This is a genomic window from Longimicrobium sp. (assembly GCF_036399255.1).
GTDB lineage: Bacteria > Gemmatimonadota > Gemmatimonadetes > Longimicrobiales > Longimicrobiaceae > Longimicrobium.
Map to the genome: position 1 here is coordinate 149,572 of NZ_DASWNM010000026.1, position 15,092 is coordinate 164,663.

Annotated in this window: 14 protein-coding genes; 7 read left to right on the forward strand and 7 right to left on the reverse strand. The window is 69.6% G+C overall.

Translation table 11 applies throughout. The features are described from left to right. Window positions 1-427: 427 nt before the first annotated feature. Together VGC13_RS04650 and pabB are read right to left on the reverse strand one after the other, a co-directional pair. Entirely contained in the window at window positions 428-2,578 is a 2,151-nt protein-coding gene (locus VGC13_RS04650) for a TonB-dependent receptor plug domain-containing protein (protein WP_331124044.1), read from the reverse strand. 49 nt (window positions 2,579-2,627) lie between these two features. Next, a complete protein-coding gene (gene pabB / locus VGC13_RS04655) occupies window positions 2,628-4,421 on the reverse strand; it encodes an aminodeoxychorismate synthase component I (RefSeq protein WP_331124045.1) in 1,794 nt (597 codons plus the stop codon). 203 nt (window positions 4,422-4,624) lie between these two features. Here pabB and VGC13_RS04660 point away from each other — a divergent pair, with 203 nt between their 5' ends. Further along, window positions 4,625-4,990: a Pepco domain-containing protein gene (locus VGC13_RS04660; protein WP_331124046.1), complete on the forward strand. Its 366-nt coding sequence runs from the start codon at window positions 4,625-4,627 to the stop codon at window positions 4,988-4,990. A gap of 135 nt (window positions 4,991-5,125) precedes the next feature. Here VGC13_RS04660 and VGC13_RS04665 read toward each other — a convergent pair whose 3' ends face one another. Beyond that, window positions 5,126-5,368 carry a hypothetical protein gene (locus VGC13_RS04665; protein ID WP_331124047.1) on the reverse strand — a complete coding sequence of 81 codons (243 nt, stop codon included), beginning with the start codon at window positions 5,366-5,368 and terminating at the stop codon, window positions 5,126-5,128. 366 nt (window positions 5,369-5,734) lie between these two features. Here VGC13_RS04665 and VGC13_RS04670 point away from each other — a divergent pair, with 366 nt between their 5' ends. The 4 genes from VGC13_RS04670 to VGC13_RS04685 all read left to right on the forward strand — a co-directional run bounded on the left by VGC13_RS04670 (window position 5,735) and on the right by VGC13_RS04685 (window position 8,090). Continuing rightward, on the forward strand, window positions 5,735-6,568 hold the full coding sequence (locus VGC13_RS04670) for a DUF2382 domain-containing protein (RefSeq protein WP_331124048.1): 834 nt from the start codon (window positions 5,735-5,737) through the stop codon (window positions 6,566-6,568). 179 nt (window positions 6,569-6,747) lie between these two features. Then, window positions 6,748-7,293 carry a YsnF/AvaK domain-containing protein gene (locus VGC13_RS04675; RefSeq protein WP_331124049.1) on the forward strand — a complete coding sequence of 182 codons (546 nt, stop codon included), beginning with the start codon at window positions 6,748-6,750 and terminating at the stop codon, window positions 7,291-7,293. Window positions 7,294-7,568: 275 nt separating this feature from the next. Beyond that, the gene (locus VGC13_RS04680) at window positions 7,569-7,727 is read left to right on the forward strand and encodes a hypothetical protein (RefSeq protein ID WP_331124050.1); all 159 of its coding nucleotides are present in this window, start codon (window positions 7,569-7,571) and stop codon (window positions 7,725-7,727) included. A gap of 195 nt (window positions 7,728-7,922) precedes the next feature. Then, window positions 7,923-8,090: a hypothetical protein gene (locus tag VGC13_RS04685; RefSeq protein WP_331124051.1), complete on the forward strand. Its 168-nt coding sequence runs from the start codon at window positions 7,923-7,925 to the stop codon at window positions 8,088-8,090. Between the two features lie 134 nt (window positions 8,091-8,224). Here the strand turns inward: VGC13_RS04685 and VGC13_RS04690 are convergent, their stop codons facing one another. The 3 genes from VGC13_RS04690 to aspA all read right to left on the reverse strand — a co-directional run bounded on the left by VGC13_RS04690 (window position 8,225) and on the right by aspA (window position 11,318). After that, entirely contained in the window at window positions 8,225-8,926 is a 702-nt protein-coding gene (locus tag VGC13_RS04690; protein ID WP_331124052.1) for a nucleotidyl transferase AbiEii/AbiGii toxin family protein, read from the reverse strand. After that, on the reverse strand, window positions 8,914-9,207 hold the full coding sequence (locus VGC13_RS04695) for a hypothetical protein (protein WP_331124053.1): 294 nt from the start codon (window positions 9,205-9,207) through the stop codon (window positions 8,914-8,916). Before VGC13_RS04695 ends, VGC13_RS04690 begins: the two co-directional genes overlap by 13 nt. 95 nt (window positions 9,208-9,302) lie before the next feature. After that, the gene (gene aspA, locus VGC13_RS04700) at window positions 9,303-11,318 is read right to left on the reverse strand and encodes an aspartate ammonia-lyase (protein ID WP_414682980.1); all 2,016 of its coding nucleotides are present in this window, start codon (window positions 11,316-11,318) and stop codon (window positions 9,303-9,305) included. Between the two features lie 113 nt (window positions 11,319-11,431). Here aspA and VGC13_RS04705 point away from each other — a divergent pair, with 113 nt between their 5' ends. Beyond that, window positions 11,432-12,409, forward strand: coding sequence for a hypothetical protein (locus VGC13_RS04705; protein WP_331124055.1), 978 nt, complete (start codon window positions 11,432-11,434; stop codon window positions 12,407-12,409). A 245-nt stretch (window positions 12,410-12,654) separates the two neighbouring features. On the opposite strand, the gene VGC13_RS04710 is transcribed toward VGC13_RS04705, so the two are convergent. Continuing rightward, entirely contained in the window at window positions 12,655-13,314 is a 660-nt protein-coding gene (locus VGC13_RS04710; RefSeq protein ID WP_331124056.1) for a cupredoxin domain-containing protein, read from the reverse strand. Window positions 13,315-13,451: 137 nt separating this feature from the next. Between VGC13_RS04710 and VGC13_RS04715 the strand changes: the two genes are divergently transcribed. Further along, complete coding sequence (locus VGC13_RS04715) at window positions 13,452-15,038, forward strand: peptide chain release factor 3 (protein WP_331124057.1); 1,587 nt, start codon at window positions 13,452-13,454, stop codon at window positions 15,036-15,038. The last annotated feature ends 54 nt before the right edge of the window (window positions 15,039-15,092 follow it).

Sequence of the window (15,092 nt, forward strand, 5' to 3'; positions counted from 1 at the left end):
ACCGCCTCGCCGGATCGCCCGATCGACATCACCCATCCACCCCATGCTGACTTCTTGAAGGAGGCGCCACACCGGGTTCAGCCCGTGCGGCCAGGCCCTGGCGCCCACCGAAGGACCTCGCCGTCAGAGCCGCGAGGCTGGCTCCACGTCCTGAATCCGGCCCCCCGATAAAGCGGAGCAGGTCCTTCGGTCGCGCGCAGGCGGTGGCGCGGCTTCTGAGTACGCGTGGTGCGCTCCCTCAGGAAGTCACGGTAGGGAGACGCGATACCCCGCGTGGACGGATCATACCGACTCCGGGAAAACAACACCTTTTGGGGTACAGAGGAACAGAGTCAGACAGAGGAACCTGGCTGATATTTCAGCTCGCTTTCTCTGTCTGACTCTGTTCCTCTGTACGATCATTCTTTTTCAGGATCCGGTATCACGATCACAGGTCCAGCCGCACGCCGGCGTTGATGGAGCGGCCTTCCAGCGGAGCCCAGGCGTCCGTCGTGTAGCGAAGCTCGCGCGAGCGCTCCAGGAGCGTCAGCGGGTGCCAGCGCGTCATCCGCACGTCCAGCAGGTTCTCGGCGTTCACGAACACGCGCGCGGATCCCACCCTGCGCTCCGCCAGCATCCCGAAGATCAGGTACGGCCGGCTCCGCGTACGGTACGGGTTGTCGTCCAGCGACTGCCGGCCGGTGTAGTACAGCTCCACGCCCACGCGCCCCTGCCCCTCGGCCTCCCACATCCCCACGATCCCCGCCTGATGCCGCGGGGTGAGCGGCACCGGGGCGCGGACCAGGATGTCGCCCTCCAGCCGCGGCTCCGTGGCGTGCGTCCACGTGTGGGTGGCGGTCACGTGCCACGGCTCCGCGTGGTAGCGCACCAGCGCCTCGGTGCCCCACGTGCGCGTCTCGCCGGCCACGTTCACCAGCGCGACGCCGACGAACTGTGGCGTCTGCACCGGCACCAGCTGCAGCGCGTCGTCGATCACGGAGCCAAAGACGCTGGCGTTGAGCTCGACGTCGCCAAGGGTCCGGCCCACGTCCAGCGACGCGCCGCGCGCCCGCTCCGCCTCCAGGCCGGCCAGCGGGCGCAGGCCCGTCAGGCCGATCGCCTCCGTCTCTTCCGTGAACGGCGTGGGGGCGTAGTAGCCGGCGCCGGCGGAGGCGCGCACCGACCATCCGTCGGCGGGACGGAGCAGGGCGGAAACGCGCGGGCTGAAGAAGGTACCGTACTCGCTGTGCCCGTCCACGCGGCCGCTGGCGGTCACGGCCAGCCACTCCGCCAGGCGCCAGTCGTCCTGCGCAAAGACGGACGGGATGGTGAACGTGTAGTCGAAGCCCCGCACGTCCCGGCCGCGATAGGTCTCCCGCTGCAGCGCCGCGCCCAGCACCAGCGTGTGCGCGCCGATGGTGCGCGCCGCGGACGCCTCGCCAAACCAGGTGTCGTGGCGGTCGCGCTCGCGTACGTCCACGAAGAGGTGGTCGTGCCGCTGCACCATCCCCGATGCGCGCAGGTTGAGGAGCGTGCCGCCCTCCGTCATCCACCGCGCCACCAGCCCCGCGTCCCCGCGGCGCGTGCCGAGCTCTTCCGGACGATCCAGCCCGCCGCCGCCGCGGTCCTCCACCGTCCCGCCGGCGGTGACGAAGAGCGAGCGGCCCTCGCCGTCATCCCAGAACAGCCGCGGGCGCACCACGGCGCGCCGGTAGAACGGCACGTCCGCCCACTCGTCGTGGTCGATGTCGGCGCGCTTCTGCCCGTGGGCGCCGGCCAGCAGGGTGTATCCCCAGCGCCCGCCCAGCGCGCCGGACGAAAACAGCACGGCGTCTGCGCCGCCCAGGGTACTGGCGTTCAGCAGCAGCTCGCGGCCGCCGTCGGGGCGGCGCGAGACCAGGTTGATGACGCCGCCCAGCGCAGACGCCCCGTACAGCGCCGACGCCGCGCCCTTGATCACCTCCACCTGCCCCAGGTCCATCGGGGGAATCTGCAGCAGGCCCAGCGAGCCGCTCTGGCCGCCGTACAGCGGCAGCCCGTCGGAGAGCAACTGCGTGTAGCGGCCGCGCAGCCCCTGCACGCGCACCGCCGCGCCGCCCAGCGAGGGCGACGTGGTCTGCACGCGCAGGCCGCTGGTCTCGTTGAGCATCATCGCGACGTCGCCGGGCGTCATCATCATCTTTTCCTCCACCTCCTCGCGCGCCAGCACCTCCACCCGCACGGGGGCATCCTCGATGCGCTGCTCGCTGCGCGTGGCGGTGACGACGACGGTCTCCAGCTCGCCCGCGTCGTGCTCCTCCTCCGCCGCCTCCATGTCGATGGAGATGGTGGTGTCACGCTGGATTGAGATCTCGCGGATCTCGCGTCGAAATCCCGCGCGCGTCACATCCAGCCGGAACGTGCCGGGTGCGATGTGCATCGATGCGAGCCCCGCGCTGTCGCTGCGCGTTTCGGCGGAGCCCAGCCGCACGAGCGCATCCGCGAGCGGCTGGTCATCATGCCGCACGAGGACATCCACACGCACCGCCTGCGCGGCAGCGGGAGCGGAAAGCCCGGCGAGAAGGGCAATGGTCAGGGCGAACAGCCGCAGGTGCATCATTCCAGAATCGATCGAGAAAAAGAAATAGCGCAGGGTAGTTCCCTGCAGTTCACGGAACCACGCTGGCCCGGCGCCATTTGCGGACGGAGTTGATGAGCCAGACCTCCTCCGCGCGCGCCAGGTCGTCCGGGCGCAGGACGCGCTCGCGGACCTCGCCGCGGGCGAGCAGGTCGGCGCGAAGGACGCCGGGGAGGAGGCCGCAGTCCAGCGGGGGCGTCCACAGGGCGCCGTCCAGCCGCACCACCAGGTTGGCGATGGTGGACTCGGTCAGCTCGCCACGCTCGTTCACCAGCAGCACGTCGTCGCAGCCGGGGCGGCTGGCGGCGCGGCGCTCGTACCCGGCGCGGCGCGTGGTCTTGTGGTACAGCATGGGATCGTGGCTGTCCACCGGCTCCGCCGCAATCCCCACGCGCGCGGGTCCGGGATGATCCACGTGCGGCGCGGCCTCGATCTCCATCGCCCCGTCCCGCCCCAGGCTCAGCCGCACCCGCAGCGGCCGATCGGCAAAGCCGCGCGCCGCCTCGTCCAGCCGCCGCACCGCATCGTCCCGATGGAACGCGTAGCCGAAGTAGCCGGCGGAGGCGGCCATGCGGTCCAGGTGGCCGTCCAGCAGGAACCAGCCGTCCGCCGGCTCCCACAGCATCGTCTCCAGCAGCCGGAAGTCCGCGGGCGCGCGGCGGACGAACGCGGCCTTGGACCAGCACTCGGCGTACTCGGCCGCGGCGTCGCTGTCGTGGGTGATGCCGCTGCCCACGCCAAGCTCCGCCGTCCCCGCGGCGGCATCCAGCAGCAGCGTGCGGATGCCCACGCTGAACACCGCCTCCCCCGGCGACACGAAGCCGATGGCGCCGCAGTACACGCCGCGCGGCGACGGCTCCAGGCCGCGGATGATCTGCATCGTCCGCACCTTGGGCGCGCCGGTGACGGAGCCGCAGGGGAACAGCGCGCGGAACACGTCCGCCAGCCCCGCGTCGGGCCGCAGCCCCGCGCGGATCGTGGACGTGAGCTGGTGCACCGTCTCGTACCGCTCCACCTGGTACAGCCGCTCCACCCGCACGCTGCCGAACTCCGCCACGCGCCCGGCATCGTTCCGCAGCAGGTCCACGATCATCAGGTTCTCCGCGCGGTCCTTGGGGGATGCGGCCAGCTCCTCCGCCAGTGCCACATCCTCCCGCGCCCAGCGACCGCGCGGCCGCGTTCCCTTCATGGGCCGCAGCTCCAGCTCGCGCCCGTCCGCGCGAAAGAACAGCTCGGGGGATGCGGAGACGATCGTGCGCCCCCCGCCCAGGTCCAGTAAGGCGCAGAAGCCGGAGCGCTGCGCCAGGCACAGCCGCTCGTACAGCGCCGCGGGATCGCCGCGAAAGGGGGCGCGCAGGCGGACGGTGTAGTTGGTCTGGTACGTGTCGCCGGCCGCGATCAGCGCGCGGACGTGCTCCACCTGACGGAGATATTCGGCCTCGGTGACGTCCGTGCTCCACGCGCCGATCTCGGCGTCCGCATCCGCCCGATCGTACGTGGGATGGACGTCCTCGCGATGGTCGTAGACCGCGAACCAGGCCAGCGGCAGGCGCGCATCAGGGGGATGCGTGACCAGCGCGGGGTCGAAGGCGGATGCGGCCTCGTACGCCACGAAGCCGGCCGCGTGCAGGCCTTCGCCGACGAACCGCTGCACGGCTTCGAGAACCGGGACGACGTCCTCCACCCGCTCCGCGCGCAGGATGCGCCGCGGCCCGTGAAAACGGAACGAGCGCCCGCCGCCGGGCGCGTCGAAGCGCGCCACGGCCGGTCCGGCCGCCGCGTCCGTCACCCTCCCCCGTTCCACCTGCTCCGCCGCCTGGGCCATGCCGCCTTTCCGCCTGATGCGAGACGGCAGCAAGATCGGCCCGGCGCGGGGGTTCCCGCAATCACGAGGAGAACTCGGCGGCAGGGGTCCGTCCAATGATGCACATCCAGGCGATCAAGACGCCCGCGCCCGCACGATCCGGCCGGCATGCTCCCGATCGCTACACGGGGCCCGGCCCTCACACCTCACGGGGAATGACTCGGATGCAGGACTCATCCACGATTCTGATCTTTACCAGCACCGACGCAGAGCCCGTCGACGTGCGCAGGACCCGGAGCGGGGTCGAGGATTTTGCCCGGAGAACGACGGACCGCGCGGTGGAAGTAAGCACCGCCGCCCTCAAGCAGTCGGTGCACCGGGCGTACCGCGGCTGCCTGGAGATGATCGAAACCCTGCCCGGCTCCGGCACCGGCGTCCTGGAAACGGTGACGTTCAGCCTGGTGATCAGCGGCGAAGGGCAGGTGGGGCTGCTCTCCACCGGGGTAAAGGCCGGCACGCAGGTGGGACTCACGTTCCAGGTGCGCATCAATCCACCCGGCAACCACCCGGCCAACGACACCAACGGGTAGACCGGACTCGCGGACTTTCCTTCTAAACGCCGAGGCGCGTCGAATCCGCGCGGTTGCCGCCCGGCCACCGCGCTCGTCGCCCACCGTGTTTCCGTGTCCTCCGACAGGTTCCGCCGCCGTCCCCCCGCAGTCCCGCTACACGGCGGCGACCTCCGCCACCGCGTCCAACCCGACGGCGGGCTCCCCGTCAAACCCGACGGCGGGCTCCCCGTCGCGCGGCGGGGCGTCGCATCCGCCCGGCACGCGCGCGCGGACGGGCTCCGCCGCGCGGCACAGGAACCACAGCTCTGCCTCGCTCCGATCGCCCCAGTTGGACGGCAGCGGATACAGGCGGCGCTTTTCGGAACCGCAGTCAAAGCACAGCCACCCCTCCGCCATCCGCGCCGGAAGGTGCGAGCCGAACGTGGAGCGAAATTCAGAAACCCGGGCCGGGATCACTTCCCATGCGGTCCAGGTGGTGCCATCCGGTGAGCCGAAGCTTCGCACTGCCATCTAAACGCACTCACTTCAAAGGGTTAGCGCCACGCGGAAAAGCAAGGAGCGGGCCATCCGGATCAGACGCCGGGGCTTTGGCCCAAACTGCTCCGCCGCGCAAAACACATGAACCCGTGCAGCAGCCCGGTTCTGGAGAACCTATCATGTGGACGGTACAAACGCGCACGGCGCTTGCGTAGGACCCCGCCCCGATTCCGATCCGCCGCGGGGGCGGCTGGAATGCAGGAACCTTCCTCTTGAGGTGGACCGATGGCGAACGAGCCCATGGATCGCGTAGTCCCGCTGAACCAGCTTCCGGGATACAAGGTTGCCGACGGCGAGCCGGACATCCGGGGATGGGACGTGGTGGCCAGCGACGGGCAGCGGCTGGGCAAGGTGGAGGAGCTGCTGGTGGATACGCAGGCCAACAAGGTGCGCTACGTGGACGTGGACGTGGACGGCGACAACCGCCACATCACCGTGCCCATCGGCTACGCGCGGCTGGAGGAGAGCCGGCACCAGGTGCTGGTGGACGGGCTGGGGACCGAGCAGCTGCGGGCCATGCCCACGTACAACCGCGGCGGCATGACGCGCGACTACGAGGAAGAGGTGGGCCGCGCCTGCAACGTGACCTCCGCCGCCGCCACGCCCGACTACTACGACAACCAGGCGTTCCGGAACGACAAGGAGATGCGCCTGACGCTGAACGAGGAGCAGCTCGCGGTGGGCAAGCGCGAGGTCTCGGGCGGCGAGGTGAACGTGCACAAGCACGTCGAGACGCAGCACGTGCACGAGAACGTGCAGGTGCGGCACGAAGAGGTCGAGGTGGAGCGCCGCCCCATCGCCGATCCGCTGGCCGCCGGCGCCGGGCAGATCACCGAGACCGCGGACGAGATCCGCATTCCGCTGCACGCGGAAGAGGTGATCGTCGAGAAGCGCGTGGTGCCCACCGAGGAGCTGGTGGTGCGCAAGCGCGAGGTGGTGGAGACGGAGGGCATCGACACCACGCTGCGCCGCGAGACGGCCGAGGTGGACCGTTCGGCCACCACCGACACGCACCTGCGCGGCGACCAGATGGACAACGACCGCCTGGACCGCCGCTAGCACGGCAGCCGGCCGACAGGCAGATACGGGACGGCGGTCCCCTCCCCTCGCGGAATTCGCGAGGGGAGGGGCCGGGGTGCGGAGAGGAGGGACGACATTGCAAGTGATTGTTGGTACACCACTTGCGAATGGGACGGCCAACGGGAAGACCGTGCGGAAACCTGAAAACTGGAGGCAGCATGCTCGAGAAGCTTGGCGGCAACGACCGCGACGATCGCGACCTGCGTGACGACCGCGACCTGACCATGAACGCGGACCGCCAGCGCCTTGTCCGTGAGCGCATGGAAGCGCACGGCGTGGGCGAGGAAGAGGCCATGCGCCTGGTGCTGAACGAGGAGCAGCTCGCCATCGGCAAGCGCGAGGTTTCCGGCGGCGAGGTGGGCGTGCGCAAGCACGTCGAGACGCAGCACGTGCACGAGAACGTGCAGCTGCGCCACGAGGAGGTGGAGGTGGAGCGCCGCCCCATCACCGACGGCTACGCCGCGACCGGCGGCACCATCGGGCAGGATGAGGACATCCGCATCCAGCTGCACGCCGAAGAGGCGGTGGTGGAGAAGCGCGTGGTGCCCACCGAGGAGCTGGTGGTGCGCAAGCGCGAGGTGGTGGAGAACCAGCCCGTGGACACCACCCTGCGCCGCGAGACGGCCGAGGTGGACCGCGAGGTCCGCACCGACACGCACCTGCGCGACACCCGCCTGGACGACGATCGCCTGGGCCGCGTCTGACGGATTCCGGCGGAGTGATCCGCCGGGGCTGAGGTGACGAAACGGGCACTCCGCCATCCGCGGGGTGCCCGTTTTGGCAAAGGCCAATCCTCCCAAGCTCATTCCCCTCTACCGCCAATTAATGAAAAATAAACTTTACTTTCATCGCGTGGGGTACTACAGTGACAATGGCGTGTGTCTGCTTTCTTTCCGTGTCCTGGATGCAGACCCACCCGTCGGCAGCGCGGCCAAACCAGCCGCGCGTCTTACGGCACATCATTCATCAGGAGGGTAGCATGAACAAGCTCAAGCTGAACGTGGACGAGCTGTCGGTGGAGACGTTCGAATCGCTCGCCGTTTCCGAGCAGCGCGGCACGGTAGAGGCGCGCGCGGTGCCGACCGGCAGGACGAACTGCAACACCGAGTGTGTATCCTCACCCTGCTTTTGCTGGTGAGCGCCTGAACCGGCTCCGGGCAGGCACCGTCCCGATGAAGACCGGGCACTCCGCCATCCGCGGGGTGCCCGTTTCGCTTTGCCGGGAAAACGTCACGCTTGTTTGTCCCCAACACGATCGTATATTTGCCGCACCAAAACACGAGGGGCGCACCGTTCGTCTCTCATCCCCCATCCCCCCGCAGGCGAGGATCCCATGACCAAGCTGAACCTGGACGAGCTGTCGGTGGAAACGTTCGAGGCGCTGGATGCCAGGCTGAGCACCGAGGGCAAGCACGAGCTGTTCGCCTCGGACCTGCGGAGCTGCTGGGACACCGAGTGCGGCCGCAACACCTACTGCGCCTCGTCCCCCTGCGCCTGCTGATCCTCGGCTGAGGTCTCCTCGCCTCTGCATCGACGTAAAAACAAGCCGGCAGGGTCGCGCGGAGAACGCAAAAGAAGACAGGACGCGAGGGGAGATCCTCCCTTCGCGTCCTTGCTTCTGTTTCCACGTGAAATCTACCTGCGCCGCAGTGTCCGCAGGTGCTTGTGGAGATCGGCGGCAAGGCATTCGGCGGCACGCCTTGCATCATCCCAGGTCGTCCCGTCCAGGATGATGGGATCGGGATCGAGCTCCGCGTCGCTGAAATCCGTGAGCGCGCGCACGACGTGCTCCCCAACCTCCCTGTCGATCTCGCCCGGATGCAGTCCGCCGAGCGCCGCGAACATCCGGTCGCCCGAAAAGCCACGGTAATACAGCGCGTGCAGGTCGAAGAAGTCCTTCTTCGCCGAGCGTGTGGACACGGCGATCAGCTTCATCGCGGCGATCTCTTCCACGGTCGCGATGCCGAATCCTTCCGCCACCTGGACCGCCGGAGAAAGCCACCGCCCACCCAGGCCGAACACCGACACGCGACATCCCCGGACGACCGCGTGGATGGTCCGGGGCTGGGAGATGTCGATGCTCGCGTTCGGATCGAGCGCACGGAGGTCGGCCGCGATCCGCTGCTGCTCGGTTGTGCTCAGCAGCCCCGGGACCCGCGTGAAGAAGTCCAGATCGTCGGACCGGCGGTGCCCGTACTCCCACGCCAGCGCGGTACCGCCGGCCAGCCGGTACCCGGTCAGGTCACAAGCGCCGCCAAGCGGCCCCGCCAGCATCACCGCGGCGCGGCTGACCGCGGGCCGGTCGATGGAGGGAAGCGGGGGATCTACTGCCGCCACAGCCGGTGCATCTTCTCGACCGCAGCGGCGCGCTCAGGAAGGTGCAGCCGGCTCTTCCAGTCCCGATAGACCGGCGCATCCAGCCGGTTCACCCGCGCGCCGGCCACCGAACGCACCTTCTCCGGTCCGTAGTAGGCCAGCATCTGCTCGCGAAGAGAATCCGGGCCCGCGTTCAGCACGCGAACGATCACCGACTCCGCATGCACATCCGGATCGGGCACGCCTGGCCCTAGCTCCGGATACAGCGGGCCCAGTGCCTGGCGGAAGTCACTCGTATGCATGCTCCTCCTGGGTGGCGGCGCCTTCCTGTGATACACGCGCGGACCATGCCCGTTCAAGCCGGGACCGCGCACTCGCCACCGGCAAAACCCTGCGCCTACACCTCCACCGGGTGGGGCATGGCGCGGGGGTGCGTCATCCCCTCGGGCGAAAGGATCTCGGCCAGCGCCTCGGGCGAGAGCCATTCCTTTTCGCGGATCAGCTCGTACACGCCGCGGCCGGTGGCCAGCGCCTCGGTGGCCAGCTCGGTGGAGCGCTCGTAGCCGATGTACGGCACCAGCGCCGTCACCAGGCCGATGGAGTTCTCCACCATCCACCGCATGCGGTCGACGTTGGCGGTGATCCCCAGCACGCAGCGGTCGCGCAGCACCAGCGCGCCGCGGGTAAGCATGTCCAGCGACTGGAACAGGTTGAACCCGATCACCGGTTCGAAGACGTTCAGCTGCAGCTGCCCCGCCTCGGCCGCCATGGTGATGGTGAGGTCGTTTCCCACCACCTGGTAGCACACCATGTTCACCACCTCGGGGATCACCGGGTTCACCTTCCCCGGCATGATGCTGCTTCCCGGCTGCATGGGCGGCAGGTTGATCTCGCCCAGCCCCGCGCGCGGCCCGGACGAAAGCAGCCGCAGGTCGTTGCAGATCTTGCTGAGCTTTACCGCCACGCGCTTCAGGATGCCGGACAGCTGCACGAAGGCGCCCGTGTCGGCGGTGGCCTCGATCAGGTCGGGCGCGGTCACCAGCTCCAGCCCCGTCACCTGCCGCAGCTTGTCGCACACCAGGGCGGCGTAGCGCGGGTCGGTGTTGATCCCCGTGCCGATGGCCGTGGCGCCCATGTTGGTTTCGCGGATGAGCGCCGCCGCCTCGCGCAGCCGGTCCATGTCCTCGCCGATCGTCACCGCGAATGCGTTGAACTCCTGCCCCAGCGTCATGGGCACCGCGTCCTGCAGCTGCGTGCGCCCCATCTTGAGCACCTGGGCGAACTCGCGCCCCTTGGTGAAAAAGGCCTCCCGCAGCTCGCCCAGCGCGCTCACCAGGTCGTCGATGGCCCAGTTGGCGGCGATCTTGAGCGCCGTGGGATACACGTCGTTGGTGGACTGGCTGAGGTTGACGTGGTTGTTGGGGTGCACCGCCTCGTAGTCGCCCTTGCGGCGGCCCAGCAGCTCCAGGGCGCGGTTGGCGACCACCTCGTTGGCGTTCATGTTGGTGGACGTTCCCGCCCCGCCCTGCACCACGTCCACCACGAACTGCTCGTGCAGCTTGCCGTCGCGGATCTCGCCGCAGGCGCGCACGATGGCGTCGGCCACATCCTCCGCCAGCAGCCCCAGCTCGGCGTTGGCCAGGGCCGCGGCCTGCTTGATGGCGGCCAGCGCGTTCACCAGGTACGGGTACTGGCCGATGGGAATGCCGGTGATGGGAAAGTTCTCGGTGGCCCGCAGCGTCTGCACGCCGTAGTACAGGTCGACCGACACCTGCCGCTCGCCCAGCAGGTCGTGCTCGGTGCGCAGCTCGCCGCTCAGGTAGCCGCTGCCGCGCCCCGAGAGGAGCGCGTTGGCGAAGCGCAGGCGCGACGAGATGACCTGCGCGGCCGCCATCACCAGCTTGCCGTACAGCCGCGGCTCCGACTCCGCCAGCTGCGCGATGCGCTCGCGCGGCACCTCCACCAGCTCCGCGTCCTCGGTGATCAGGCCGCTGGTGGAGTGCGGGTAGTCGTCCAGAAAGCTCCCCTCTCCGTAGCTTTCGCCCGCGCCCAGCACGTGCAGCACCTGCGGCCGCCCCTGGTGCCCCTTTACGATCTGCACGCGCCCGCGCACCAGCACGCCGAACGCCCGGCGGGGCTGGTTCTCGCGGAACAGGTAGCTTCCCGCGGGGCAGCTCTTCGCCTCCGCCGCCTCGGCCAGGATGCGCAGCTCGTCGTCACCCAGCCCGCGCAGGGCGGACTGGGCGCGCAGCACGTCGAACACGGAACCGTCCATCGTCATCACCGACTCCACTGAATGCGCGTGGCTCATGCCGGAGAAAAGATCATCCATCGGGCAGGCCGTCCACCGCGCCCGGATCACGGGCGCAACGTAGCGGGGCGGAATGGGCGGATCAAGCCGCGGGAGAGCCATCACGTCGCCCAACCCTTTGCTGGAACGGAGATTGCACCCCCGTGGGGCCCCTGTTCAGGCACGTTCCCGCACCCGGTGCGGGCGATACAACCCGAACTCTCAGGAGGCCTACGATGGGGCTGTTCGACCGAAACAACGACCGCGGCTACCGCGGCGGCATGGGCGACGAGCACCTTCGCCGCGACTATCAGAACTCGTCCAACATGGACGCGGGCGCCGACTACCGCGGCATGAACCGCGACCTGGGCAACCGCGGCCGCGAGCGCGAGGGTCTGTGGGCCAACTCGTTCTCCGACGGCGCATGGACGGCGGACGCGGCGGACCGCACCGAGCGCGACTGGCACCTGGGCGGCGGGCGCGGCGGCTACGACCGCGACATTCGCCCCGCCGGCTGGGGCGGCGGCGGAATGCAGGGCGGGATGGGGATGCAGGGCGGCATGTCCGGCGGCGGGATGGGCATGAACCGCGGCGGGATGAACCGCGATCACGGCTGGAACCTGGAGGGCGGCGACTGGGGCCACAACTGGGGCTCCGGCAACTTTGGCTCCGGCAACACGGGCGGCGGCTACGGCGCGGGCGGCATGGACCGCGACCGCGAGTACGGCGGAACCAGCCGCGGCGGCGGGTTCCTGGACCGCGCGCAGAACGCCATCCGGCGCGGCTGGAACCAGGTGGAGGACCGCTTCGACCGCGACGACAACGACCGGTCGATGCACATGGGCGGCGGGTCCATGCGCGGCGGCACCAGCTGGGCCGGCAACTACGACCGCGAGTACGGCATGCGCGGCGACACCGGCGTGCGCGGCTACCGCGGCACCGAGGGCCACTACGGCACCACCGGCGCCCACGACGACATGGGCCGCGGCTACGGCGCCACTGGCGGCTATAGCGGTGGAATGTCGGGTGGAATGCAGGGCGGGATGAACCGCTACGGGTCGGACTACGACCGCGGCTACCAGGGCCGCGAGCAGACCGACAACGGCGACCCGTTCGGCGACCGCCAGAACCGGACGCCCATCCGGATGGTGAACAACCAGAACCGGGGCGGCACGGGCCGGTACGACAACCAGTACCGCGGCCGCAGCTGGTAGCCCGCGCGGCGGTGATCCGCCGGCGCAATCGGCCCCGCCCCCCGGCTTTCGGGGGCGGGGCCGATCCGTTTCCGAGCACCAGATCCTGAAAAAGAATGAGCGTACAGGGGAACAGGGTCAGACAGAGAACGCGAGCTGAAAGATCATCCTGGCTCCTCTGTCTGACTCTGTTCCTCTGTACTCATGAAGGCGTTGTTCCCCGATTCGGCATAAAGCCTTTTGTGGGCGCGTTTGCGGCTGGATCCTCAGCTGCCCACGGTCACCCGCCCCGTCATCCCCATCGCCTGGTGGGGGGCGCAGAAGTAGTTGAAGGTTCCCGCCGCGTTGAAGGTGTGGTCCATGGTGGCGCCGTCGGGGAGCGCGGCATCGGCCCAGCCGCCCGCGGGGTTGCCGGCGCTCTGCGAGACGGTGTGCGGCCCGCCGCCTCCGCCCACCCAGCGCACCGTGCCACCCGCCGGCACCGTCACGTTCTCGGGCGAAAAGGTGGTGCCGATGGCCGTGACCTGCACCCCGCGCCTGAGCGCAAAGCTGGCCGTGGCCGTGGCGTTGGCGCCCACGGACACGCTCCTGGCCACCGGGTCGCCCGCCGCGGCCATGATGTAGCCGGCCGGCACGGTGATGGTCACCGTGCGCGCGCCCACGGGAACGTTGGCGACGGAAAAGCTGCCCCCCGCGTCCGTCGTGGCGCTTCCGCCTCCGCCCACGGCGACGATGACGCCCTGCACGCCCGCGGCCCCCGCCGTCACCTGTCCCGACACGGTGCCGAACTGCGGGGTGGTGCCGCCTCCGCCGCCGCCTCCTCCACCCCCGCCTCCGCCTCCGCCGCCGCCGCTGCACGCCACCAGCAGGGTGGCGGCCACCAGCAGCGCGCCCAAGGGCAGGAGCTCACGATCGATTCGGTTCATCTGCATACCCCCGCATGAAGGGAAAAAGACGGGGGCGCGTAGCCCCCGCCCGCGAAAACACCGCCGGACGCGTTGAAGCACGCGCCCCGAGGTGTTAGATTTCTCGGTTGATCTCTGACACCGACGAGCGAAGAACGATGAGCAGGTTGAGCGACGAGGTCCGCCGCCGGCGGACCTTTGCCATTATCAGCCATCCCGACGCGGGCAAGACCACGCTGACGGAAAAGCTGCTGCTGTACGGCGGGGCCATTCACCTGGCGGGGAGCGTAAAGGCCCGCCGGGCGGCCCGGCACGCCACCAGCGACTGGATGCAGATGGAGCAGGAGCGCGGCATCTCGGTCACCAGCAGCGTGCTGCAGTTCGAGTACCTGGGCCGCGCCATCAACCTGCTCGACACCCCCGGCCACCAGGACTTCAGCGAGGACACCTACCGCACGCTGATGGCGGCGGACAGCGCGGTCATGCTGCTGGACAACCGCAAGGGCGTCGAGGAGCAGACCCGCAAGCTGTTCGAGGTGTGCCGGCTGCGGAAGACGCCGGTGTTCACCTTCGTCAACAAGTGCGACCGGCCGGGCGAGTCGCCGCTCAAGCTCATCGACGACGTGGAGCGGGAGCTGGGGATGAAGTGCTATCCCATGATGTGGCCCATCCTGGACGGCGACCGCTTCGTGGGCGTGTACGACCGCGGCAGCGAGCAGGTGCACCTGTTCGAGCGCGGCGAGGACCACGGCCAGTCGCGGGTGGGCACGCACACCGGCTCGCTGTACGACGACCACATCCAGGCCGCCATCCCCGACGGGGCAATGAACCAGCTGATGGAGGACCTGGAACTGCTGGACATGGCGGGCGCCGAGTTCAGCCGCGAGGCCTTTCTCTCCGGCGAGGTGTCGCCGGTGTTCTTCGGGAGCGCGCTCACCAACTTTGGCCTGGAGCCGTTCCTGCGCCGGTTCCTCGACCTGGCGCCGGAGCCCACGCCGCGCGAGTCCAGCACGGGGACCATCGACCCGCTGAAGCCCGAGTTCACCGGCTTCGTGTTCAAGATCCAGGCGAACATGGATCCCAAGCACCGCGACCGCATCGCCTTCGTGCGGGTGTGCTCGGGGCGCTTCGAGGCGGGGATGCAGGTAAAGCACGTGCGCAGCGGCAAGCCCCTGCGCCTGGCGTCGCCCACGCAGTTCATGGCGCGCGAGCGCACGCTCATCGAAGAAGCGTGGCCGGGCGACGTGATCGGCATCCACGACCGCGGCAACCTGCGCATCGGCGACACGCTGAGCGCGGACGGCGACCTGGAGTTCGGGGGCATCCCCCGCTTCTCGCCCGAGCACTTTGCGCGCATCCTCATCAGCGACCCGCTGAAGCGCAAGCAGCTGGACACGGGGCTGCAGCAGCTGTCCGAGGAGGGCGCGGCGCAGGTGTTCTACGCCGAGTCCATCACCGGCCCGGCCCCCATCGTGGGCGCCGTGGGCCAGCTGCAGTTCGACGTGCTGCTGCACCGGCTGGAGCACGAGTACGGCGTGCGGGCGCGGCTGGAGCGCATGTCGTACGTGGCGGCGCGCTGGGTAGAGGCGCCCCCGGCCGAGGTCGACCGCCTGGCCGGCGGGCACGGCCGCATGCTGGTGTACGACGCCAAGCAGAAGCCGCTGGTGCTGTTCGACAGCGAATGGACCATGCGCACCACCATCGACCGCGAAAAGGAGATCGCGTTCCACGACGTGGCGCCCTGATCCGCACCCGGAGGGGCGGGTCGGTCCCGCGCGGCGGCGGGCGGGGCGGGTGGA